We start from the raw sequence: 20,803 nt of genomic DNA, 5'->3' as shown, positions 1-20,803 counted from the left end.
ACCAATCTTGGGCGTACCCCCATAGATCTTTGTTTCTTACGATCAATGGAAAGAGAACATGAAAGGGTTCGACATGGAAAAAGTTGTCTTTGACAAGGCTGGTCCACCTGATGCGCTGTATTCAGTTTCCGTGGACACCCCAGAGCCCGGCCCTGATCAGGTTTTGCTGGAAACCAGCATGGCGGGCGTCAATTACATCGATGTATATCTGCGCTCCGGCCAACTGCCGGGCCAGATCGTTCCGGGATCCGGTATCGGTGTTGAGAGCGTGGGACGTATCGTCAGGGTGGGCGAGAGGGTATCGCAGAAACTCGTCGGCCAACGCGCAGCTGCTGTCGGAGGAAATCCGGGCGGATATGCAAGCCATCGGCTTGTTGCGCATGATCGGATCATCCCGCTGCCGGATGATATCTCTGACGAGGTGGCGGCAGCCCTTCTCTTCAAGGGGCTCACTGTCGAGTACCTGATCAACCGCTGCACACCTGTCACGTCAGGGCAAACTGTATTGTGGCACGCTGCCGCCGGCGGCGTAGGCTGCATTGCAGGGCAATGGCTGAAACACAAAGGTGCGCGTGTCATCGGGACGGTCGGCGACGAAAGAAAGGTTTCCATCGCCAAGGATCACGGACATTCCGAGGTCTTGCTCAGCGGATCGCCGTCCCTGGTCGAGGACGTCAAAGCCCTGACGGGCGGGCGCGGCGTCGATGTGGTTTTTGACAGCATTGGTGCCGCGACGTTCGATGCCTCCCTTGCCGTTCTCAAACCACGCGGCCACCTCGTCTTGTTTGGAAATGCGTCCGGGAAAGTGGACTGTTTCGATACGTCGAGGCTTGGCGCACAAGGATCGGTGTACATGACCCGACCGTCGATCGCGCACTACATCAGCGACACCGATGAGTTTCGGCAAGCTGTTTCGGAAGTCTTCGCGGCCATTCGGGCAGGGGTCATTACACCCGGCAAAGTTAACAAGTTCGACCTGCATGATGCTGCAACGGCGCATCGCGCTCTGGAAGGACGGCGACTTATTGGGTCCACCGTGCTCTTGCCCAGCCACAAGCCCATGCCAGACACCAGCGCGCTATGAAACTGAGCGCTGCCTTTCCCTTCATCTTCGTGTGGCTGTGGAGCACGGGGTTCATCGGAGCAAAGTACGGGCTCCCCTACATTGAGCCTCACTTCATGCTGACGATACGCTTTGGATGCGCAATCATCCTGCTTGCCTTGCTCGCACGCTTGTTTGGCGAACGAGGCCTCAATTCAACGGAGAGACGCGGACAGATCGCCGTGGGCACCCTGCTTCACGGAGCCTATCTGGGCGGCGTTTTCTTTGCCATCAAATCCGGAATGTCGGCAGGTGTCGTTGCGATCATCGTCGGCCTTCAGCCCGTTCTCACGATACTTCTGGCGCGCATCTGGCTCGGCCAGCAGATAGATGTTTTGCAAAGGTGGGGCGTTGTGATCGGATTTCTGGGGACAGCGCTTGTCATCTACGGCACAGGCAAGTTCACCGGACCCGCGGGCAACATCGTGGCCCTCATCGCCTGCGTTATTGCACTGTTCGGGATCTCCATTGGCTCCGTGTTGCAAAAATCATCAAGCTCAGATTTGCCGTTGCTCGGCGGCGCGACCTACCAGTACATGGGTGCGATCTGTGTTGTGGGGTTGTTGTCCGCGGCGACCGAAACACAAGACGTCAACGTGACCGTCGAACTCGTACTTGCGATGTCGTGGCTCATCTTCGGCCTGTCCATTTCCGCGCTTCTGCTTTTGATGGTGGTTTTGCGTTCCGGCGAAATGGCACAGGTCGCAAGCTACTTCTATCTCGTGCCACCCGCCACTGTCATTCAAGCCTGGTTGCTTTTCGACGAACAGCTCGGCGCAGTCGCTGTGGCGGGATGTCTTGTAACTGTTGTCGGTGTTTTTTGCGTGATCACGCCAGCGCCGAAAATCAAAAGATGGCGCGCAAATGCCAAAACCGTCCTCACAGGCCAGAAGCTAAAGGAACAGGAGAATGCTTGATAACAGCAAAGAACCGGCAACCCTCAGCGCAACTGTCGAGAGCCTTGTGCGAATTGCAGACCGCCACACGGCAATTGAACGACCCGTCTGCCACACCGGAACGAAAGACAGCTTCCGCAGCCAGATAGACGTGAGCTTGGAAGACCCGACCGGCGCATCGCCGGAAGAGCTTGAATCCGCGCTGTCGGATTTCCTGCGGCTGAACCCTGATGTGGGCCGGTTGGGATTTCACAAGCAGCTCTATTCGGGTGTCAATCTGCCTGCCGTGCTTGGCGAATGGGTCGCGACCCTGTCCAATTCGGTGATGCATACCTTCAAGGTCGGTCCGGTATCGAACCTGATGGAAGCCGAGGTGGTGAACCAATTGTCTCGACTTGTTGGCTTCGAAAACGGCGAAGGTCTGATGGTAAGTGGGGCAAGTCAGGCCAACCTCGTATCGATGATGCTGGCGCGGCACGCCCTGTTTCCCGATCTGAAGGAAACCGGCTACGCCGGAAGAGAGCTTGTCGCCTTTGTTTCAGACCAGGCACATTATTCGATGGCACGTGCCGCAAACGTCATCGGAATAGGCACGCGAAACCTCGTTGCTGTGCGCAGCGACGCTGACGGTCGAATGATGCCAGACGCCCTACGCCATGCAATTGAGGCGGCGATCAAAGACGGCAAGATCCCTTTCTACATTGGACTTACCGCCGGCACGACCGTGCTGGGCGCCTTCGACCCGGTTCCCAAAGCGGTCGCCTTGGCGCGCGAATTCGGCCTGTGGGTGCATGTGGACGGTGCTTGGGGGGCGCCGGTGCTGTTCTCGCAATCCCACGCGGATTTGCTGTCGGGATGTGACGAAGCGGATTCATTTACCTGGGACGCCCACAAGCTTCTCAACGTTCCACTGACCGCTGGCATCATTCTCACGCGCCAAAAGGGTTGGCTCCACGCAGCCACATCTGGAGGCGGTGAAAACTACCTCTTCCACAAAGAAGCGAAGCAAGAGCAGCCCGAACCGGAACTCGGTGAGCTTTCTATTCAAAGTGCCCGCCGCGCAGATTGCGTTAAGGTATGGTCAGCGTGGAAAGCCGTCGGTCGCGACGGTTTTGCGCAAAAAGTTGATCACTTGATGGAGCAAAAGGCACATTTTCTTGCCTATCTGAATGATCAGCCCGACTTTGATATCATCGCCCCCGCGCCTTATCTGAATGTTTTGTTTCAGTACCGACCTCAACACAATTCCATCGCAGAACCAGATGTTTCGAAGCTCAATGTAGCCATATGTGAAAGGCTGGCTGAAACGGGCGAAGCCTTTATTGACTACGCATCCTTCTCGGGGCGGACCGGTATTCGAATGATCCTGGCACATTCGGATATCAGTGAACTGTACCTCAATGACCTGTGTGATCGCATCCGTCAGGTCGGAGACGCCCTTGAGATCGAACAGCAGAAGTCACTGCTTTGACAACCAGCATTTGCAACGCGCCGCCTGCCACCTAAAGCAGTAGCTCCTTGTTTGCCTCGATGGTCGACTTCAAGAAGTCGGCCACGACATCAACGCGCACCAAGTCGCGCGTGGACTGACTTCGAAGCAACCATATCTCCGACATATGGGGCGGCAGGTGAGACAGAACCTGTTTGAGACCATATGTCCGCGCCGCGAACCTGGGGAGGACACAGATACCCAGGCCGTTCAATGTCGCCTGAAGCTGCGCACCAAGGTTTTGCGCTCTAATCCAGGGGGTTAGGGTCTGATTGAAACTGGAAAGCCACTGGGCAAGCGGCAGATACCCAAGCTCACTCGAAAACCCGATCAATCTGTGTGTGCGAAGTTCTTCAGGGGAGGCTGGAACGCCGTACTTCTGCTCATAGCTTTCCGAGCAGTACAACGCCTGGGACAAGTCCCCGATCTTCCGCATGGTAAAGTTGCCCTGATCCGGTTTGTGAAGACGTATCAGGATATCGCTTTGGCTTTGTGACAGCATCGATGACTTTACGGTGTTGGAAAAGTCGATGGAGATGTCACCGTACTCCTCATGAAAACTTGCCAATGCAGGCAATATCAGATGAGCGCCCATCAATTCCGGACAATCAATACTCACACGGCCAGCCATGAAGTCTTCGGGGGCAGACAGTTGCCTTCTCATCAAGGCGATCTTGCTTTCGACTTCCAGGGCAAGCGGGGTCAGCTTTTCTCCGGCCTCCGTCAGATAGTATCCGGTGGTCGTCTTCTCAAAAAGACCGACACCCATCGCTTCTTCGAGTGAAGCGATCTTCCTCGCAACCGTCGCGGCGGAAACCTGCATCATGCGCGCCGCTTCGGTGATATTCTTGGTCTTCGATACCAAAATAAAAGAGGAAAGATCATCCCAATTCATTCCATCAACTCCCGGTCACCTGATGTAACTTTTATTTAATGTCTCGATGTCACCGATTTACCGTCCTGTTTGAATGTCTTTTCGGCTCAGGACCAATGGTACTGCAAGTTTCAATTCTTAGAGTAGGGAAAGTCTATCGGGTAGACACAAATACAACTAAACAATCGATTGGAGTTCATTCGCGCGGTAATACGCCGATGCGATCCGCGGCGACAAACGAACGCGCATCGTCAAGCAGGTTTGCGCCTCATGCTGTCAATTCATTCGGTAGCCAACATTGCGCAAGGTAACAATGCGCTTGCCCTCCGCACCGATTTTCCGGCGCAAACGTCCAACATAAACGTCCACAACGTTGGTCAGCGGGTCTTCGTTCAGACCCCACACGGTATTGAGAATACGTTCGCGGGACAGAACCCGCCCCTTGCTGGTCAACAGAAGCAGCAAGAGATCCCGTTCCTTCTTTGAAAGCTCAACCTCGGTTCCATCGACCATGACCTGCAGTGAGGCGCGATTGAAAGTGACTGCCCCGCTGGTGATGACCGTTTCACTGGCATCAGCGGTATACCCGGTGGCACGGCGGTGCAGTGCCTCGACACGGGCGATGAGTTCATCAAAGTCAAATGGTTTGGGCAGGTAATCGTCAGCCCCCATTCTGAGGCCCTCCACCTTTTCCTCGGGGCTGTCGAGCGCCGTCAGCATAAGGATTGGTGTGCTTGACTTGCGGGCACGGAGTTTGCGGCACACGTCCTGCCCCTGGATGCCCGGAAGCATCAGGTCCAGCAGGATCACATCGTAGACGTTCGAGGCCGCGTGTTCGAGCGCGTCTTCCCCATCGGCGGCGTGATCTACCGACCACCCTTCTGCACCCAGTCCGCGCCGGATGAAATCGGCGACCCTCAATTCGTCTTCAACCAACAGGATGTTCATGAATGGCTCCCTTCGCAAACGAAATTCAGCCAAGTCCTTAAAGCCGTCTCGCAGCACCGAGTATCGGCTAAGAGTTGGTTCTTACGGCATATAACTGGAGTTTAGGCGGATTTGAGCGAAGTCTCGCTAGGAACAGCCTTCTGCGCAGGATGCTTCGGTAGCGAGATGACGACCCGCAATCCGCCGCTCTCCGCGGTATGGAGCGTGACCGTGCCTCCATGTGCCTCGATGATCGATTTCACGACCGGCAGACCAAGTCCGCTGCCTTCGATCCCCTGACCGGATGCGTTGGACCCGCGAAAGAAACGGTCGAAGGCCTGCGACTTTTCTGCGGCGCTCAGGCCGGGTCCGTCATCCTCGACGCTGACGACATGGTCAGACGGGTTCGTCTCGACCATGACTGAAATCGTCGATCCCCCATAGCGTCGAGCGTTCTGTAGCAGTGCCAAAACAGACTGGCGCAAACGCACCTCATCAACCGGCGCCATGACCCGCGTATCGGGGCTGACCACCGCGACCGATCCGGGGAACATGGCAACCGCGTCATGAACGATCTTGCGCAGATCGGTCTCCTTGCGATCCAAACGCAGTTGCCCGGCTTCGAAACGGGCCACGGTCAACATGTCGTCCACGATCTGGTTGGTGTGTTTCGCACTGTCCCGGATCCGCGCAAGCGCGTCGGAAACACCCGCGCTCAGGCTGGTGGTCGTGCGCAGGGTCACATCCGCCTCGCCCAGGATAATCGCGAGCGGCGTGCGCAATTCATGACTGATATCGGCCATCAGCCGCTTGCGCTGTTCTTCCCCGGCCTCGAGCTTGTCGATCAGCTTCTGAAGCTCTTCCGTGCGCGTGGCCACCGTCGTTTCCAGATGCTTGCGCTGTTCGGCACGACTGACTTCGCGCGCAGCAAGGCCCTCGGTCATTCCGTTCAGGACAAGACCCAGATCGCGGAACTCCTTGCTGCCTCCAAGGTTGACCGGTGCGGAATAGTCTGCACTGCGCAACCGATCCAGCCCGTTCTGAAGTCGGATGATGGGTTGCCGGATCTGACCATCGAAGGACAAGAGCCCGACAATCAGCACAGCGCCTGCCGCAATCAGGAGGATATAGACCAATGTTTCGTTTCTGGCGCGGAAGGCGGTCGCCTCGGCCAGCACCTCTTCGACCTCTTCGAGTTCCTCTTCGAGGGCGGCGTTGATCTTTCGGTCCAGCTCGACATCAATGTCACCATCCAAAAGCGCGGCGAGACGCTCTATCTGGATGAAGGAATCGATCGGGTCACCCGAAGCTGTCAGGGTCGCCATGGCCGCATTGACTGATCGGATGTCCGCCTCAATCGACTCAAGAAGCTCAAGTTCCTCGATCTCCTCATCTCCAGCCATCTGGATTTCGCTGGCGATGATCTTGCGGATGTCGACAAGGTTCTGCGCAATGGCGTCGCGCAAGCTGTCCTCTTCCTCGCCTCCGTCACGATCACCGATCAACAGTGCATCGCCATGTTGCTTGAACAGCCGATAAATGTTCGCCTCGAGCTTCAGGTGCAGCCCATAGGAGGCCTGGGCAAGCTGCGTGCGTGCATCCCACCATCTGGTTTTTTCAAGACTGAAAAGGGTGATGCCCCCCAACCCGCCAAGCAGTGCGATAATGACAGCCGCATAGATACCGAACAGGGTGGTGGAACGCATTTCAGATGACCTTCTGTTTTTCAGCAGCGCCGCAAGGAAGCGATGATTGCGCCAGTATGACAGTTGCCGGCACGAACCGCCTGAGCGTGGTGAGCAATGCGTCCTGATCGGCGTCTGCCTGCCAGCGCAAGGACGATATTACGACAATATCGGCTTTGCCGAGCGCCGCGCGCGCAAGATCCAGCCGCAGCGTTTGCGCCGCAGTCAGCCCCCGCCCATTCTCGGCAATGCGTTGGTCCAGACCTCGCGGTGATGCCAGGAGCGCTCCGAGCCCGAAAGCCCTGAGCGTTTTTCTAATGGTTGCGCCTTTGGGGCGCTTGACCGCGCTAAGCGTCGCAGACCGTCGCAAGCTGCCCTGCAACCCGACATGATCGTCCCCGATAAAGCTGACCCGCGGTGTCTGGATTTGTCCATCAAACTGCAGGTCGACGCCCTCGACATGGTCAAGGCCCGCAACGATGCGCGCAAGCTGTGCGGCATTCTCATGTTCCAATCTGGCGATGGTCCCACCGACAGTCGAGAAATCAACCGGATTGTCTTCGATCCGGCCGATCAGCCGCACACCAATCGGAACACTATGCTGCGCGGATTGTCGGCGCACCGTTGGCTCCGCAAGCAGATTGCGCGCCTTTTCCCGCGCCACGCGCCAGGCGCAATAGTGATCCCAGGCAACACCGAGATCCCGCAGGGGCAAGGCAACCAGCGCCAGAACGGACAGGCTGGCAGCCACGACGGCAGGAGCGATGCCGCTTCGGCTTGCAAGCCAAAGAATGGCAAGACCGGACAGGCCGACACCCATCTGCAGAATGCTCTGAAGGCCAACCGTCCGGCCGCGGCGCGCCACCGCATCCACCTTGAGCGCAGCGCCTTGTTCATCAAGGCCGCGCAATTCCTTCTCGGTACGGCCCATGAGGTCAAGTTCGGGTGCAATGGCAATGCGTTCGATCATCGAAATGGCAATGTTGGCACGGCGACGACGAAGCTGGCGGTGGCGACGTTCAAGATGCCAGGCCGTCCCTGCCATAACGCCAAGCGCCAATCCAAGCGGCATCAACCCGAAACCCGCAAGGATCGGGTCGAGTGAGAAGAGGATGAAAACCGCACCAGGAAGAACCACGGCAGCCGTCAACACATCCGGCAACCCACGCCCGAACCACATCCGCGCAGCGGACAGGTCACCCACGAACCTGAGCGAAAGCGCTCCGACACGCCGCGCGTCATGGCGGGCCTTCGGAAGACGGGCAATCTGGGCATACAGCGCACGACGCAATGCAATTGCATAGCTTTGGCCAAGCGCCTCACCCCGGCAGCGTGATTGCAATTGGCACAATGCCGCAACGACCGCCGACAGCGTTAGCTCAACAATCGTCACCACTTGCAGGACATGGCCTGCGTGCAACGCGGCAAAGGCGTCGCGGGTCGCAAAGGCTGCAACCGCAAGGGCGGCAGCCTGCGCAATACCGCAGGACACGACGAGGACCGCGTCAGTGACGCGGTCCCTTGTGGCCAGAGATGGGAGGGGTCTCATGCGGCCACGTCTGTCGGCCCATGGCGCATCAGGGGCGCAACATGGAGATCAATGGATTTCGGCGACCAAAGGTCCTCTCGCGACAGGATCGGCAAGCCGGTCACCTCGGCCGCTTCCGCCGTCGCCAGCGGGGAGCAGCTGACCATGCCTGATATCGCGAACGGCGTGAGGTTCATCCTTTCCAACACTGTTACACCCCCCGCAGCGCTGAGTGCATCAGGGGCCGCAAACAGAATGCCATCCATCCTGTCACGGATCCGGGACGACCTCAGGATCGCGCGGGTTTCCTGCTGGAAGACGCCGTCGGCAATCTCCACCACGACCACTTCCGCCCCTCGGGACGCGGCGGTGGCAACAAGAGTGTCGAAACCGGCCTCGATCCGGTCGAGCGGCATGCGGAAGGTCGTGGCCATGCCGACATCGGTGAAATCAAGCGCTGGCACGCCCCCGTCCTCAAAGCTGTTGAAGTCACCGAATGCGCCGGTGCCCGTGGCTTTGACGCCTGCGGCGGAATAGCCGGATCGCAAAAGCCCATGCGCAAGGCTGGAGGCCGCCGTGGTCTTGCCGGAGTTCATCGAGGCACCGAACACGCCGATCACCGTGACATTCTCATTTGCGGGCATTTTCGGCAGAGCGTAATCTTCCACGTTCAGCACCCGACCGCGTGGGCCGATCAACAATCCGAGAGGCTTGAGCTGGGTCGGTTTGCCCGTAGACGCATGGGCCGCATCGACGCGACCGGCGACACCGCCACCTGCAACGAGGTCGATCACATCCCCCTCGATCACTGCGCTGGCCAGGAACTGGTCGGGCGCATAGCGATCCCCGAGGCAAAGCACCACCAGGTCACCAGGATAGCTGGCGGACACGCGGCGCTCGGCAAGCTGGATTTTCTTGTGATGGCCTACTTTCATGATTTCGCACAGGATCAGATCACCTGCCTTGGCCGATTGCAGATGGGGCGACAACCCACGCACATCGTTCCGATCCACACGGCGCGTGGTAAAGGCCCATTTCGCAATATCACACAGGGCGGTGGTCATTTGGGTCATCTCAGTCATCTGCTGTACTCCGTATTTCAGCGTTTGGATGACCCCCTTTTGCACGACCAGCGTGATCGAAATCCGGCAGGCAGATGAACCACCGCGGCGTGAATGCATGAACGATGGATGAATGCGCGGACCGTAAGAACACATGGCGCAACAGCCCTAGTCATCATCGCCATCCCCATCATCACCACCACCATCGCTGTCTCCGCCGCCATCGTCGCCACCCTCATCACCGTCATCGTCATCACGATCATCATCGTCCCGATCATCGTCATCGTCTGTTTCGTCACTTGTGTCTCGGCGGGCACCGTCATCCCGGTCTTCATCCGGCCCGCGGCGCAACTCGGCAATCGTGATCATGTTGTCACCATTGTGGTCGGTTGATCCCATCAACCGCAAAGCCCCATCGCGCCCGAACGTCGCGACAAGCTCGTTGAAACTCAGCACGCCGTCAGAATTTGTGTCCACGGCCCTGAAACTTGCGGATTGGGCAACGGCCGCTGCCGCCAGACTGAGGAAAAACACTGACAATATGACGTAACGCACCATCCGCCTGATAACATGGCGCATGGTGAGAGGCGGCGCATCTGCCACTGTGTTCCTTGCATTCATGATGTCGTACCGCTTCGATTTCAGGCTGGAGGCCGCGCTCGCGCGCTGGAGGCTGTACAGTCAGGCAAACTGGCGTACAGGCGCCAGATGAATGCAGCCCATCCCGAAAGATGAACGTCGGATGAACGCACGATCAGCGCAACTGCTCCGCTGATCGAAAGCGGATTTTGCCCTCGGGCCGACCACCGACAACGACGACGTCCGGGCCACTGTCATAAAACGTTCACAATTCCGCACCGCCCGCGTTCATCGCCATGAAAACAAAGGGTCAAGTCCGGCTGCTACACCCCTGCTCATCGAAACACGGCAACGCCAAACGGCAATGGGAGCTTCCGATGAACAGGACCGCACAGCACGCGCACAAAGATACACCGCGCTGGATCTTGCCATCGGGTGTCGTGTCTGCGGGTCTGCCAATGGCCTGCGCAGCGGGTCTGGCGCTGATCATCTGGACGCAAGCCACCACGCTTGAAGCGGATGCCAAGATCGTTTTCATCGTCACCCTGTTTGCCGTGACCGGTTGGGTGGCGACGCGCCTGCCTGACAGTCTCGTGGCACTTCTTGCCGCGCTTGCGCTGGTGTTCTTGCGGGCACAACCCCAGAGCGCGCTGACGGATACGTTGGGCGAGCCGATTGTCTGGCTGTTGCTGGCTGCCTTCGTGATCGCGGCCGTAATCAAGGATGCCGGGCTGGCCGAACGTCTCGTCGCCCCACTGACCAAAGGCGGCCCGCGCGTCCTGCCCTTTCTCTTCATGACAGGTGCGGCCGTCTCGGCGACCGCCTTCCTGCTGCCCAGCACATCGGGTCGGGCCGCATTGCTGTTGCCCGTCTTCCTTGGGTTGCTGAGCATGTTGCCGGATCCCAGACTGGCCAAGCCTCTCGCCCTGCTTTTTCCAACCGCAATTCTCCTGTCGGCAGGTGGTTCGTTGATCGGGGCCGGTGCGCATGTGGTGGCGGTCGAAGCGATCGCAGCCACCGGCGGCCCCCGGATCAGCTATCTCGACTGGCTGATGATCGGCGCACCGCTGGCCTTTGTATCCGTGTTTCTGGCGACGTTGCTGATCTTTGCTCTGTTTGTGCCCAGAGAGCTGCGCAACGCCCGCCTGTCGCCATCGGTTCAAGGCAGCCGTCTGACCGCTGTTCAGCGCCGCATTCTGCTTGTTCTTGTGGGACTGATTGCGCTTTGGATCACGAAACCGCTGCACGGCCTAAATGAACCGATTGTGGCCCTGAGTGGTGCAGTTTTGCTACTGTTTCCGCCGTTCTGCACGCGCAAACCCAAGGACATCTTTCGCGCCGTTGATGTGGAACTGGTGCTTTACATGGCAGCAACCTTGATGCTGGCCGTCGCCGTCATCGATACAGGCTTGGACCGCTGGCTCGCCAACGCTGCGCTGGCCATGCTGCCGGCCGAACTGGCGTCGAACGGCCTTGCCGTGATCGTGTTTCTGTCAGTGGTCGCTGTCGCGTCACACCTGGCCATTACCTCTCGCTCGGCGCGGGCGGGTATCCTGATCCCGGCGCTCGCCCTGCCCGTGGCCGGCCTCGGTCATGATGCAACGCTCGCCATCCTGATCGCGGTTATGGGCACAGGATTTTGCCAGACCATGATGGTCAGCGCGAAACCGGTTGCCATCTTCGGAGCTCAGGAAGAAGCCGGCTTTACCCAAAAGGACCTGTTTCGACTGGCTGTGCCGCTCGCCCCGGTAAAGGTCGCATTGCTTGTCGCGTTTGCAGTGTGGATCTGGCCTCACCAGGTGGCGATGCTCGACCCTGCGCAAGCGGCTTCGCACGGCAGCGCACGCCAGGCCCCACAACAGATTGCCGAGCGCAACGATACAGCAGCTACTGTCGTCGCATCAGGCATCGCAGTGAGCCTGCGCCCACAGGCACGCCCGGAAAGCTCCTCCTCATTCCCTGAGACACGAGCTGCTTCGCGCCGATCTGCCGTGGCCAGCGCGCAACCTGCCGGCATCAGCCAATCACGTCCCAACCTTGCTCGCGTCAGGACAGACCTGCGCATCGCGCGCAGCCAACTCCAGCGCGATCTATCCCGTCTGTTCCGGTGATCCGGTGCAGTTCTCCTCCCCCCAACTGCCAACTCTGAAAAAAGGAACAAGAAAATGACCATGACCGTTCTCGTCGCACCCTCCGGCTTCAAGGAAAGCCTGTCTGTCACCGACGTGACCCAATCCATCTCCACCGGCATCCTGCGCGCCATGCCAGATGCCCGCATTCTGCAAGCAGCCATGGTCGATGGCGGCGAGGGCACGACCGAAGGACTTGTCCGCGCCACGAATGGCACGCTTGTGCCCGTGCAGGTGACCGGCCCCGTCGGGGAACCTGTCGACAGCTTCTTTGGGATTCTGGGCGGCTACGGCCCGCGCACCGCCGTGATCGAGATGGCGGCGGCCGCCGGTCTGTCCCTGGTGCCGCGCGACCAGCGCAACCCGATGCTGACCACCTCCTACGGTGTCGGAGAGTTGATCCGTCATGCTCTGAATGAAGGCGTCGAAAAGATCCTGATCGGCTGCGGTGACAGCGGCATCAATGATGGTGGCGCAGGTCTTGCGCAGGCGCTCGGCGCCCGGCTTCTGGACGAACAGGGGGCCGAGATCGGGCGCGGCGGCGCCGAACTGATGTGGCTGCACCGGATTGACCTGTCCGGTCTCGATCCTCGACTGAAGACCGTTCAGATCGACGCCGCAGTGAACTGGCACAACATGCTGCTTGGCCCCAAGGGCGTGGCCCGCGTCTTCGGCCCGCAGAAAGGGGCGACGCCGACACAGGTCGACTACCTTGATGCGGCGCTGCAACGCTGGGCGACTGTCATACGCGCCGAAACAGGCATCGACGTCGGCCAGGAACAAGGGGCCGGTGCCTCCGGTGGTCTGGGCGCCGGGCTTCTGACATTCGCCGGGGCAACCCTGCACCCGCGCTTCGACATCATCATGCAGTATCTCGACTTTGATCGACTGCTGGCCGAGGCCGATCTGGTTGTCACTGCCGAGGGGAGCCTTGATGGCCAAAGCCCCTATGGCAAGGTGCCTTGCGAAGTGGCCCGTCGCGCCGAAGAACGCGGCATTCCGACCATCGCGCTGGCAGGCACCATCGGCAAGGGTGTCCACCAGACCTTTGACCATGGCGTCTCCGCGTTTGCCTCGATCCTGAAACGGCCCTGTACGTTGGAAGAAGCAATCCGAGATGGTGACCGTCTGCTGCGTCGCGCCGCAGAGGATGCCATGAGGATGATGCGCGTCGGTCTAAGATTGTCCGAAAGACAGCAAGCCGCGTGAACCGCGCTCAAACGTCGGCCAGGACTGATTGGCCGACGTGCACGGGCGACCTCTTGAGAGCAGATCGCAGTCCCCGACCAGGCCTTTTTTGGCTCAGACCACGATACAGAGTATCAGTGTTCGTCCGCGCTCGGGATCGCCTCCCTGAGGGTGCAGTTCTCAGGAATGTCCAGATGCGGACACAGGTTGAAGCATGGGCCGTAACGTCGATTTAGGCGGACAACGTATGCGATAGGCATACACCTGCCGATTGAACACGATGACCACCCGGCTCTGTTGCCACCCTAACCACTTACTTGCGACGAGTAGGTCTTTCTCCGGGGCCGCATGTCTCGCGAGTAGGCAGAGGATGCGAATGACAACAGACCAATGCAAACAGGGCAGCGGGGCAAGCGCGTCTTGACGACGTCCATACCTTGCGGTCCGGCCGGTGGTCCTGATGCGTCGCGCCCGCACGCCACCGCATCGCTCGAAACGATGGTGCAAGACTGGGCGCACGAGACCTTTGCCGAAAACCTTGTGATCAGTGGCATTACAGGTTCAGTCGCCGCCGAGTTGTCGAACACCACCTCCAATCTGGACGCATGGGTCGTTCTGGACGATGTGGGCTATCCGATCGACAGGCCCGCGATCAGAGAGAGGCATCGGCACAGCGGTCTGACGATCAAGGCGCTGTTGATCCGTAAATCAGAATGGTCCCGGCTTGTGAGGCGAATTGCACAGATTGATCTGTCGGTTCGATCACGGGACTCCGTCAGTTTGGAAAGTGTCATGAATTCAAAGCGCCTGTCCGGAAACGAGCAATTTGACAAGCTGATCACGAACGAGGTGAAGCAAACCTATATGGAGCGTTTGCTGGCTGGGCAGAGAGATACCTCGCTCTCGCTCTTTCTCGACTACATCGGCGCGCTGGAAGACGGAGAACCCGCCCTCATCACCGAGTTGCTGCAAAGCATTTTCCGGTCCGAGTTGGAATGTGCGCTCATTCTGAGAGGCGATACATATCGCAACACGAAATGGCTTCCGAAACGCATTCGACGCAACGGTGAACTGGCAACCAAATACTACACCACCTATCGCGATCTGCTTCTGCGCCCCGAGACGCTGGGAACCGCCGCATGGACCGAATGGATGAACACGGTGTGGTCTCGCCACCATGACATTCAGCGGGACATCCTGTTCGGAGACCGGAAGATGGTCACGATGCGCATCGATCAGGTCATGCCGGGTGTGCGAAGTGCATGTCGCGACGTCGCAAAACCGCTCTTCATACTTAAGATCGACGACCAGTATTTCTGCAAGACCACCGACCGGCAATTCGAGTTGTCGGAACTCGCGGCATGTCTGGCGTGTCAGCCAAGTGCTGCAGCGCAAGCGGGCGAGTTGGCGGTCCCGACCGGTGCAACCACGGTGCAACTCGAAAAGGCATACGGCAGCCTGGCGCGCTTCGGTCTGCTCACAATTCAGTAAACGGTTCCCGACGACAGGAGAGGACGACGACGGATGAACAAGGCAAACGTAACCCCGCCGTCCCGGTCACGCAGCATCTTCAGCAAGGACTACGACCCCTACGCATCCACCAACTTCCTGCTCAACGACCTGCGAACAGAACTGCAGCACCGCCAGACAAAGCGCCGCTTCTTCTTGTACATCTCCGGCATTCTTGCCGCAGTTGCCGCAGCAACCGTGGCGATGGTGTTCTATCTGCAGCTCTCTCTCCCCGCCACTTTCAAGCTCACAACGTTTCCTGCCCCCATCACCCTGACGACGCAGACAGACGTGATTGTGGAACAAAGACTGTCCGATCTCGGCCAGTCGATCAGTACCGGCGACAAGCTGGTCACAGCACGCAAGACAAACGCCTTCGCCAACGAGGACGAACTCACGGCCCGGCTTGGCGCCTTGCATCGGCAAATTGACCTGGCCCGCCAGGCGCTGTCGGAACAGGAAACACGTCTGACGGGGGTCAGCGCCTTGCACGAGGACTTCGGCGCCCAGATTGCCACGGTGTTCGAACAGCAGGCAGAGCGCGTATCGCGCGAGGATGCCATTGCACAGCGGCTCGAGGACATCTCGGAAATCTCGAGCGAACTGTCGAGCCGCGGCATGACATCCCAGGTGTCGATGATGGAAAGCGAAATAGAAGCGCTTGACGCCCGTGCCGGCATCCTCGACGAGCAGGTGTCACTTTCATCGCAGATCGCATCACGCCTTCAGGACGGCCTCGAATTTCGCAGCGAAATACACGGGATCCGAATGCAGGTCCTGCAAACCCGGGATCGCATCGAAGGGTTGACCGAAGAAGTTCGACAACTCGCGCAGGACAGCACGGTCACGCTGCGCTCTCCGCGCGACGCGGTTGTTCGCTTCGTGCCCGAACCGGATGCGCTGGTCACAGGCGGGCGCCCCCTGGCCATCATCATACCCGAACGTGCAAGCCCGATGCTCGAGGCCGCGCTCGATCACACCAAGGTTGACCATATCGCGGTTGGGGCAACGGCCAGTATCACATTTCGCGAGGACGGACGCGCCAGGATCCTCCCCACCCAGGTCACGGATATCAGACACGATCCGGAAACGGGCATGTACCGCGTTTTGCTGGCGGCCCCGGACGAGATTGCCGCGCGCTTCGGCGCAGGCTCGCTGAACCTGAACGACAGCTTCACCGGACACGTCCAGATGTCGGGCGGGATCGGAAGTTGGCTGAACCTCTAACGTTTCAGGCGACCGGCATCTTGCCCCAAGGCTCAACTGACACGGCACCAAACCTGCCGAAACCATAGGCGTTGGGGCGAAACAGCCAGAGCACTGCCATCTTCTGCGTACTTTTCAGTTGGATGACATGCGAATCAGCGAAGCCTTGCCGATCCGAGTGCAGGTTTCGGCACAGCCCGAGGCGACAGGTGTCGGCGCGTTGCAAAGCCCCGTGGCGCCCGGAATTCTCAACCCACTGCCAATAACGGCATAATTTAAATAAAGGAGACTCTCATGCAGGAAACAAAAGCGCGTGACGAACTGAAAAAAGACCTGGTCGGCAAGTTTGACGAGGCAGACGTCCGCGAGCTGACACTGGAAGAGATGCTTCTCGTGTCTGGCGGCCGCGGCATGAGCGCCAGCGTGAGCGTTGGTGGCGGCGGTGGCTGGGCCGTCTAAGGTCGCAGTCTAACGGCTTGAAGATGGGCGCTCGGATCCTGTGGGTTCGAGCGCCCTGATCTTTTCAGCCAACTCGGACAGGCAAGATGGGCCTGACATCGTATTCTCGTATGTCAGAACGGGGATATCCATCTCAGCGCAGCGCAAGCGGGCAGCGGTGTGAAAAACATCCTGAAGACCGAAAAGCTCGGACAGATGGTCCTCGGCGTAAAAGTCATCCAATCCACGCGCTTTGCACATCTGTCGCCATGTGCCTGACGTGACCGTGACATTCACGATCACATCCGGGATCGGAAGATGCTCGTGATCGATCCGGGCACATTCCGTGAGCAGGCTGGCATACGCTCCGCTTCCGAAAAACCTGGGCGCAATCCGGGTCACGATCGTATGGTGCAGAATGTCGTAAACGCTGTCCAACACGACCATCCGTCTCAACTTGGACAGAACCTTTGCCTCGTTCAGGTTGCTCACACGCCATGAACGCAGAAACATGTCCTGAACATCCCGATGCAATCGCGGCACGCGGGCTGCATTCGGCCACTCAGCCATTGGCGGCTCACCCCTGAACTCTGCGGACATGACCTCGCTCAAGGCCGCGCCAAGGTAGCTCTTTCCGCAACTCACCGTACCATTCAAAGCAATAATCATGGCGCAGCCCTGCCAAACAGAAGGTCAATCACCGCCGCAGACTCCGGCGCGTCCCGCTCGACAACGCCAAGCGTCTGCGCGGATTGGCGTAGTGTGTCGAGCACCTTCGCCACATCTGCAGCGAACCCACCCAGGGACGCAGCACCCTCGCGGCCAACCTCTTCAGGTGTCCGGCTCCATAGGTCGCCATGGCGTTCCAAAAGACGGTCGGCTTCATTCAGACCGTCGACCTCCGGCGGCGGGACAAGCTGATAGGCTGACACGAAACTGGCGTTCAGCGGCTGGTTTGCCTGAACTGCCTGAATGACACGGATCGCGTTCGGAAAGGTCACGACACGACCCGGCGCGACCCGTTTGCGCGACAATGCAACAAAGGTGTTCAATATCGCCAGCCGTTCCAGCCGCCAATAAAGATGCATGATCGCCGCGGCACGCCTTGCGCACGCGGCCTCTGGCGTCGCATCCGCAATTGGCGCGCGCTCCTCGCCCAACATCAGCCCCAGCATGTCACGGATCATCGCAGGCGGACCTGCGCAGACCTCGCTTCGGCCAACCAGCCGCTTGTGCTCTTCCGCATCCCGGACCATCGCCTCGGCATCCATGCGCCCGAAATCGGCAGGCCCCCGAAATCGAAAGCAGTGCAGGGCCAACTCATAGGCTCCATGACAGATCTTCGCCGCTGTCGCGACGGTCGGGGGCACGGGTCCGTCCTCTGGCCCATGCAACCACAGCTTGGGCGTGTGATAGGCCGTGTGGGTCCCAAAAAGAAATCGAAGGGCCGCGCTCTGGTCCGCACTTTGGGCGGCGAGCATGGTTCCGACCCATTGATCAACGGTGTGCCGTTGAGCGACGTAAAGCGACAGGGCTTTGACATTCATGGGCTTGGCGTGCAGCCGCCGGCTCCCCGGATATCGGCACTGCCGGTAGTCCTCCTGCGCAGGCCGATTTTGAATGGATCGCCCCTCCAACAGCGACCGTCCATCGCCATCGACGCCTTCCATCGGAACAAGGAACTGCATCAAGCCCAGATTGGCCATCACCTCGGGCGCCACGGGATAGATCATGACATTGTTCTTGCGGTAACGGCGGTGCCTCCCGGCCGGCGGCTCAGTGCAATCACCCGGTCAGCGCGCCTGATCGTCCGCTCGCGGTGCGAGGTCAGGATCAGCGTCACACCACGTTGAGCCAGACGCTCGAACAAGACCTCTTCCACCTCGGCATCCAGGTTGCCGGTCATCTCATCCAGGATGAGCACCTCGGGGTTGCGGTACAGGGCGCGGGCCAGCATCAGGCGGTGCTTCTCGCCCGTTGACAGGAAGGAACTGCCATGCAGCGGCGTGAAAAGCCCCATTGGCAAACGCTCCAGAAGGTCGGTCAAGGCCGCGTCCTCGCACGCCCGGATCATACGCGCTTCGTCGAGGGCGGGATCGAACAACGCGATGTTCTGCGCAAATGTGCCGGAAAAGGTGCCGTCCTCCTGCAGCACGCAACCGACCGTCTCGACAAACATGGGGCGTGGAATATGGCGCATATCCTGCCCGAACCAGAAAAGCTGGCCCTTCTCCGGGAATTGCAGACCTGCACAAAGGCGCAGCAACGAAGTCTTTCCCACGCCGGAAGACCCGGTGATGCAAACAGTCTCTCCCCGGCGCACGTCAAAGCTCAGGTCTTCGAAAAGGAAATCCGACGTCCTGTCATAGCGGTAAGCCAAGGATGACAGTCTGAGCGCGGTCTTGTTCATGCTGGATGGCCAGACCAGCGGGACGATATTGCCGCTCCCGTCGCTGCTCTGCGCTTCGCGTACAACATCCGGATGCATCGGGTCACGCTCTGCCGAAAGGATCAGACTGGCGCGCGTCAACGCTTCCCGGGCCAGCGTCAACTTCTCGAAATCCTCGATCACGCTGGTCACGAAAGCAGAAAAGAGCATCGCGACCAGAACCAACACGAACATCACGTCTATGGACACCGCACCGCTGATTATGAGCACGGCCGCACCCACAACGACGGCGGCGCGCAGGAGTGCCCTCAGAAACTCGACCGCCGTCTTCTCGATCGAAAGTCGCAAAGTGGCACGAATGCGATGCTGGCTGATGAAGCGATACAGCTCCCACCACAAACGCAGGCGCGGGGTCTCTCCCGCATTCAATCGCAATGTCTGAAAGTTCGTGAAATTCTCGTTGAGTATCATCGCTTCCCGGCTTTCAGATCGGCGCAGACGCTCGCGCTCCTCCTCGCGCGAAAGCCGCGACGCATGAGAAATCCAGAAATGCAGGACGGCGAAGATCAACAGCAACACGCCAAACCAGAACTTCAGAAAGAAAGCGCCCACCAGCAGCAGCAGCAATGCGGACCCGTTGCTGATGATCTGAACCGCCCCGGCCGACAGGTTTGTCCGGAACTGCCGCAGGTCGGAAAAAACATCCAGAACCGCGCTTCGCGACACCTTCAGATAGTGTTCATAGGAAATGTCGTGGGTTGCACGTGGCAGCATCCGCGCCAGCTGCGCATCGATCCGGGTCGACAACTCCCCGATCAGGTACGAGCGGATCATCCCGAATGAAAAGAACGCCAACGATACTGCAATGAAAATACCGGTCAGCACCGCCAATCCCTGCAGGCTCAGCCCGACAGTGCTGTGGTTCATGACCATTCTGAGGAATACGGGATAGGCAAAAACGGACAGCGCCGGCACAACCCCAACACAGACGGTCGCGAACAGACGCGCCCTCCACTGAGGCACCAGTTTGAAAGCGTCCATAATCCCCAGTCTTTCGATCTTGTCGAGCGACACCGCCCCGCTCTCGAAAGACACCGAAACCGCCACGCCGGTGTAGCGATCCTTCAACTCCTCCACGCCGATGACCTGGCGACCCCGCGCGGGATCAAGGATGTGGTAAGACCCACGGCGCAAGCGCTCCAGGACCACATAGTGGTTCATGCCCCAGTGCAGGATGGCCGGAAGATCCACCTTCTCCAAAGCCTTGTAATCGGCCTTTACCGCGCGGCACGAAAGTCCAAGCCCCTCGGCAATCGTCACCAGGTGAAGGAGTGACGTGCCGTTCGGCGGAACAAAAAATCGATGCTGAATCTCGTCAATATCGTAGTCGACGCCCAGTATCTGAGCGGACATTGCCAAACACGCCACTCCACAATCCGACGTTCCACGCTGAAATTGAACTTTGGCCTTCAAGATAAATACTCTATTACGTCAGTCATAAAATGCCAACGCAAATTGATGCAAAACATATCGCTGTTTTGCAATTCCGCGCGCCAGGTACTTCAGCAATCCGTAATAATCACGATTGCCCCCGTCCACCTCTAAGCATCGACCGGAACAGCCATAGGCAACATACGGCCAACATACAACCAAAACGAGCGGATTTTCACCGAACAAAGTTGATGGTTTCGACAAGGGTTACCTAAATTATTTCCAGCGCTAATATCTAGTCTACCGCGCTTCAGATCGTTGCGTTTGGACCTCAATGCGACAATTTCCAAGAGCACCCTCACTATTGCATTC

17 protein-coding genes are annotated in these 20,803 nt (G+C 58.9%); 8 read left to right on the top strand and 9 right to left on the bottom strand.

Translation table 11 applies throughout. The features are described from left to right. The first annotated feature begins 58 nt into the window (after window positions 1–58). Genes KUV51_RS18895 through KUV51_RS18885 form a run of 3 tightly spaced genes read left to right on the top strand, consistent with a single transcriptional unit; the run spans window position 59 to window position 3,469 of the window. Window positions 59–1,084 (top strand): quinone oxidoreductase family protein, encoded by a 1,026-nt coding sequence (locus KUV51_RS18895; protein WP_222523000.1) that lies wholly within the window; start codon window positions 59–61, stop codon window positions 1,082–1,084. Continuing rightward, window positions 1,081–2,019 (top strand): DMT family transporter, encoded by a 939-nt coding sequence (locus KUV51_RS18890; RefSeq protein WP_222522999.1) that lies wholly within the window; start codon window positions 1,081–1,083, stop codon window positions 2,017–2,019. Before KUV51_RS18895 ends, KUV51_RS18890 begins: the two co-directional genes overlap by 4 nt. Next, window positions 2,012–3,469, top strand: coding sequence for a pyridoxal phosphate-dependent decarboxylase family protein (locus KUV51_RS18885; RefSeq protein ID WP_222522998.1), 1,458 nt, complete (start codon window positions 2,012–2,014; stop codon window positions 3,467–3,469). The genes KUV51_RS18890 and KUV51_RS18885 overlap by 8 nt, the downstream gene beginning before the upstream one ends. Before the next feature lie 31 nt (window positions 3,470–3,500). Here KUV51_RS18885 and KUV51_RS18880 read toward each other — a convergent pair whose 3' ends face one another. From KUV51_RS18880 to KUV51_RS18855, 6 genes are all read right to left on the bottom strand, one after another. Beyond that, window positions 3,501–4,382, bottom strand: a complete 882-nt coding sequence (locus tag KUV51_RS18880) for a LysR family transcriptional regulator (RefSeq protein ID WP_222522997.1) — start codon at window positions 4,380–4,382, stop codon at window positions 3,501–3,503. Window positions 4,383–4,637: 255 nt separating this feature from the next. Then, entirely contained in the window at window positions 4,638–5,309 is a 672-nt protein-coding gene (locus KUV51_RS18875) for a response regulator transcription factor (RefSeq protein ID WP_222522996.1), read from the bottom strand. A 101-nt stretch (window positions 5,310–5,410) separates the two neighbouring features. Continuing rightward, window positions 5,411–6,994, bottom strand: coding sequence for a sensor histidine kinase (locus KUV51_RS18870; RefSeq protein WP_222522995.1), 1,584 nt, complete (start codon window positions 6,992–6,994; stop codon window positions 5,411–5,413). A gap of 1 nt (window position 6,995) precedes the next feature. Beyond that, entirely contained in the window at window positions 6,996–8,522 is a 1,527-nt protein-coding gene (locus KUV51_RS18865; RefSeq protein ID WP_222522994.1) for an ABC transporter transmembrane domain-containing protein, read from the bottom strand. After that, complete coding sequence (locus tag KUV51_RS18860) at window positions 8,519–9,583, bottom strand: hypothetical protein (protein ID WP_222522993.1); 1,065 nt, start codon at window positions 9,581–9,583, stop codon at window positions 8,519–8,521. Before KUV51_RS18860 ends, KUV51_RS18865 begins: the two co-directional genes overlap by 4 nt. 147 nt (window positions 9,584–9,730) lie before the next feature. After that, the gene (locus KUV51_RS18855; protein ID WP_261385946.1) at window positions 9,731–10,120 is read right to left on the bottom strand and encodes a hypothetical protein; all 390 of its coding nucleotides are present in this window, start codon (window positions 10,118–10,120) and stop codon (window positions 9,731–9,733) included. 398 nt (window positions 10,121–10,518) lie between these two features. On the opposite strand from KUV51_RS18855, the gene KUV51_RS18850 reads away from it, so the two are divergent. The 5 genes from KUV51_RS18850 to KUV51_RS18830 all read left to right on the top strand — a co-directional run bounded on the left by KUV51_RS18850 (window position 10,519) and on the right by KUV51_RS18830 (window position 16,632). Continuing rightward, window positions 10,519–12,252, top strand: a complete 1,734-nt coding sequence (locus tag KUV51_RS18850; RefSeq protein ID WP_222522991.1) for an SLC13 family permease — start codon at window positions 10,519–10,521, stop codon at window positions 12,250–12,252. 54 nt (window positions 12,253–12,306) lie between these two features. Further along, window positions 12,307–13,479 (top strand): glycerate kinase, encoded by a 1,173-nt coding sequence (locus KUV51_RS18845; RefSeq protein WP_222522990.1) that lies wholly within the window; start codon window positions 12,307–12,309, stop codon window positions 13,477–13,479. A 399-nt stretch (window positions 13,480–13,878) separates the two neighbouring features. Next, a complete protein-coding gene (locus tag KUV51_RS18840) occupies window positions 13,879–14,949 on the top strand; it encodes a hypothetical protein (protein ID WP_222522989.1) in 1,071 nt (356 codons plus the stop codon). Window positions 14,950–14,982: 33 nt separating this feature from the next. Next, complete coding sequence (locus KUV51_RS18835) at window positions 14,983–16,194, top strand: HlyD family efflux transporter periplasmic adaptor subunit (protein WP_222522988.1); 1,212 nt, start codon at window positions 14,983–14,985, stop codon at window positions 16,192–16,194. Between the two features lie 273 nt (window positions 16,195–16,467). Continuing rightward, window positions 16,468–16,632 (top strand): hypothetical protein, encoded by a 165-nt coding sequence (locus KUV51_RS18830; RefSeq protein ID WP_222522987.1) that lies wholly within the window; start codon window positions 16,468–16,470, stop codon window positions 16,630–16,632. A 9-nt stretch (window positions 16,633–16,641) separates the two neighbouring features. Here KUV51_RS18830 and KUV51_RS18825 read toward each other — a convergent pair whose 3' ends face one another. The 3 genes from KUV51_RS18825 to KUV51_RS18815 are packed head-to-tail and all read right to left on the bottom strand — an operon-like array spanning window position 16,642 to window position 20,473. After that, on the bottom strand, window positions 16,642–17,280 hold the full coding sequence (locus tag KUV51_RS18825) for a hypothetical protein (protein ID WP_222522986.1): 639 nt from the start codon (window positions 17,278–17,280) through the stop codon (window positions 16,642–16,644). Continuing rightward, a complete protein-coding gene (locus KUV51_RS18820; RefSeq protein ID WP_222522985.1) occupies window positions 17,277–18,344 on the bottom strand; it encodes a hypothetical protein in 1,068 nt (355 codons plus the stop codon). The genes KUV51_RS18825 and KUV51_RS18820 overlap by 4 nt, the downstream gene beginning before the upstream one ends. Continuing rightward, entirely contained in the window at window positions 18,341–20,473 is a 2,133-nt protein-coding gene (locus tag KUV51_RS18815; protein WP_222522984.1) for a peptidase domain-containing ABC transporter, read from the bottom strand. Before KUV51_RS18815 ends, KUV51_RS18820 begins: the two co-directional genes overlap by 4 nt. Between the last annotated feature and the right edge of the window lie 330 nt (window positions 20,474–20,803).

It is taken from the genome of Tateyamaria omphalii (genome assembly GCF_019802125.1).
GTDB classification, from domain to species: domain Bacteria; phylum Pseudomonadota; class Alphaproteobacteria; order Rhodobacterales; family Rhodobacteraceae; genus Tateyamaria; species Tateyamaria omphalii_B.
This window is presented reverse-complemented; position numbering and strand designations above follow the sequence as displayed.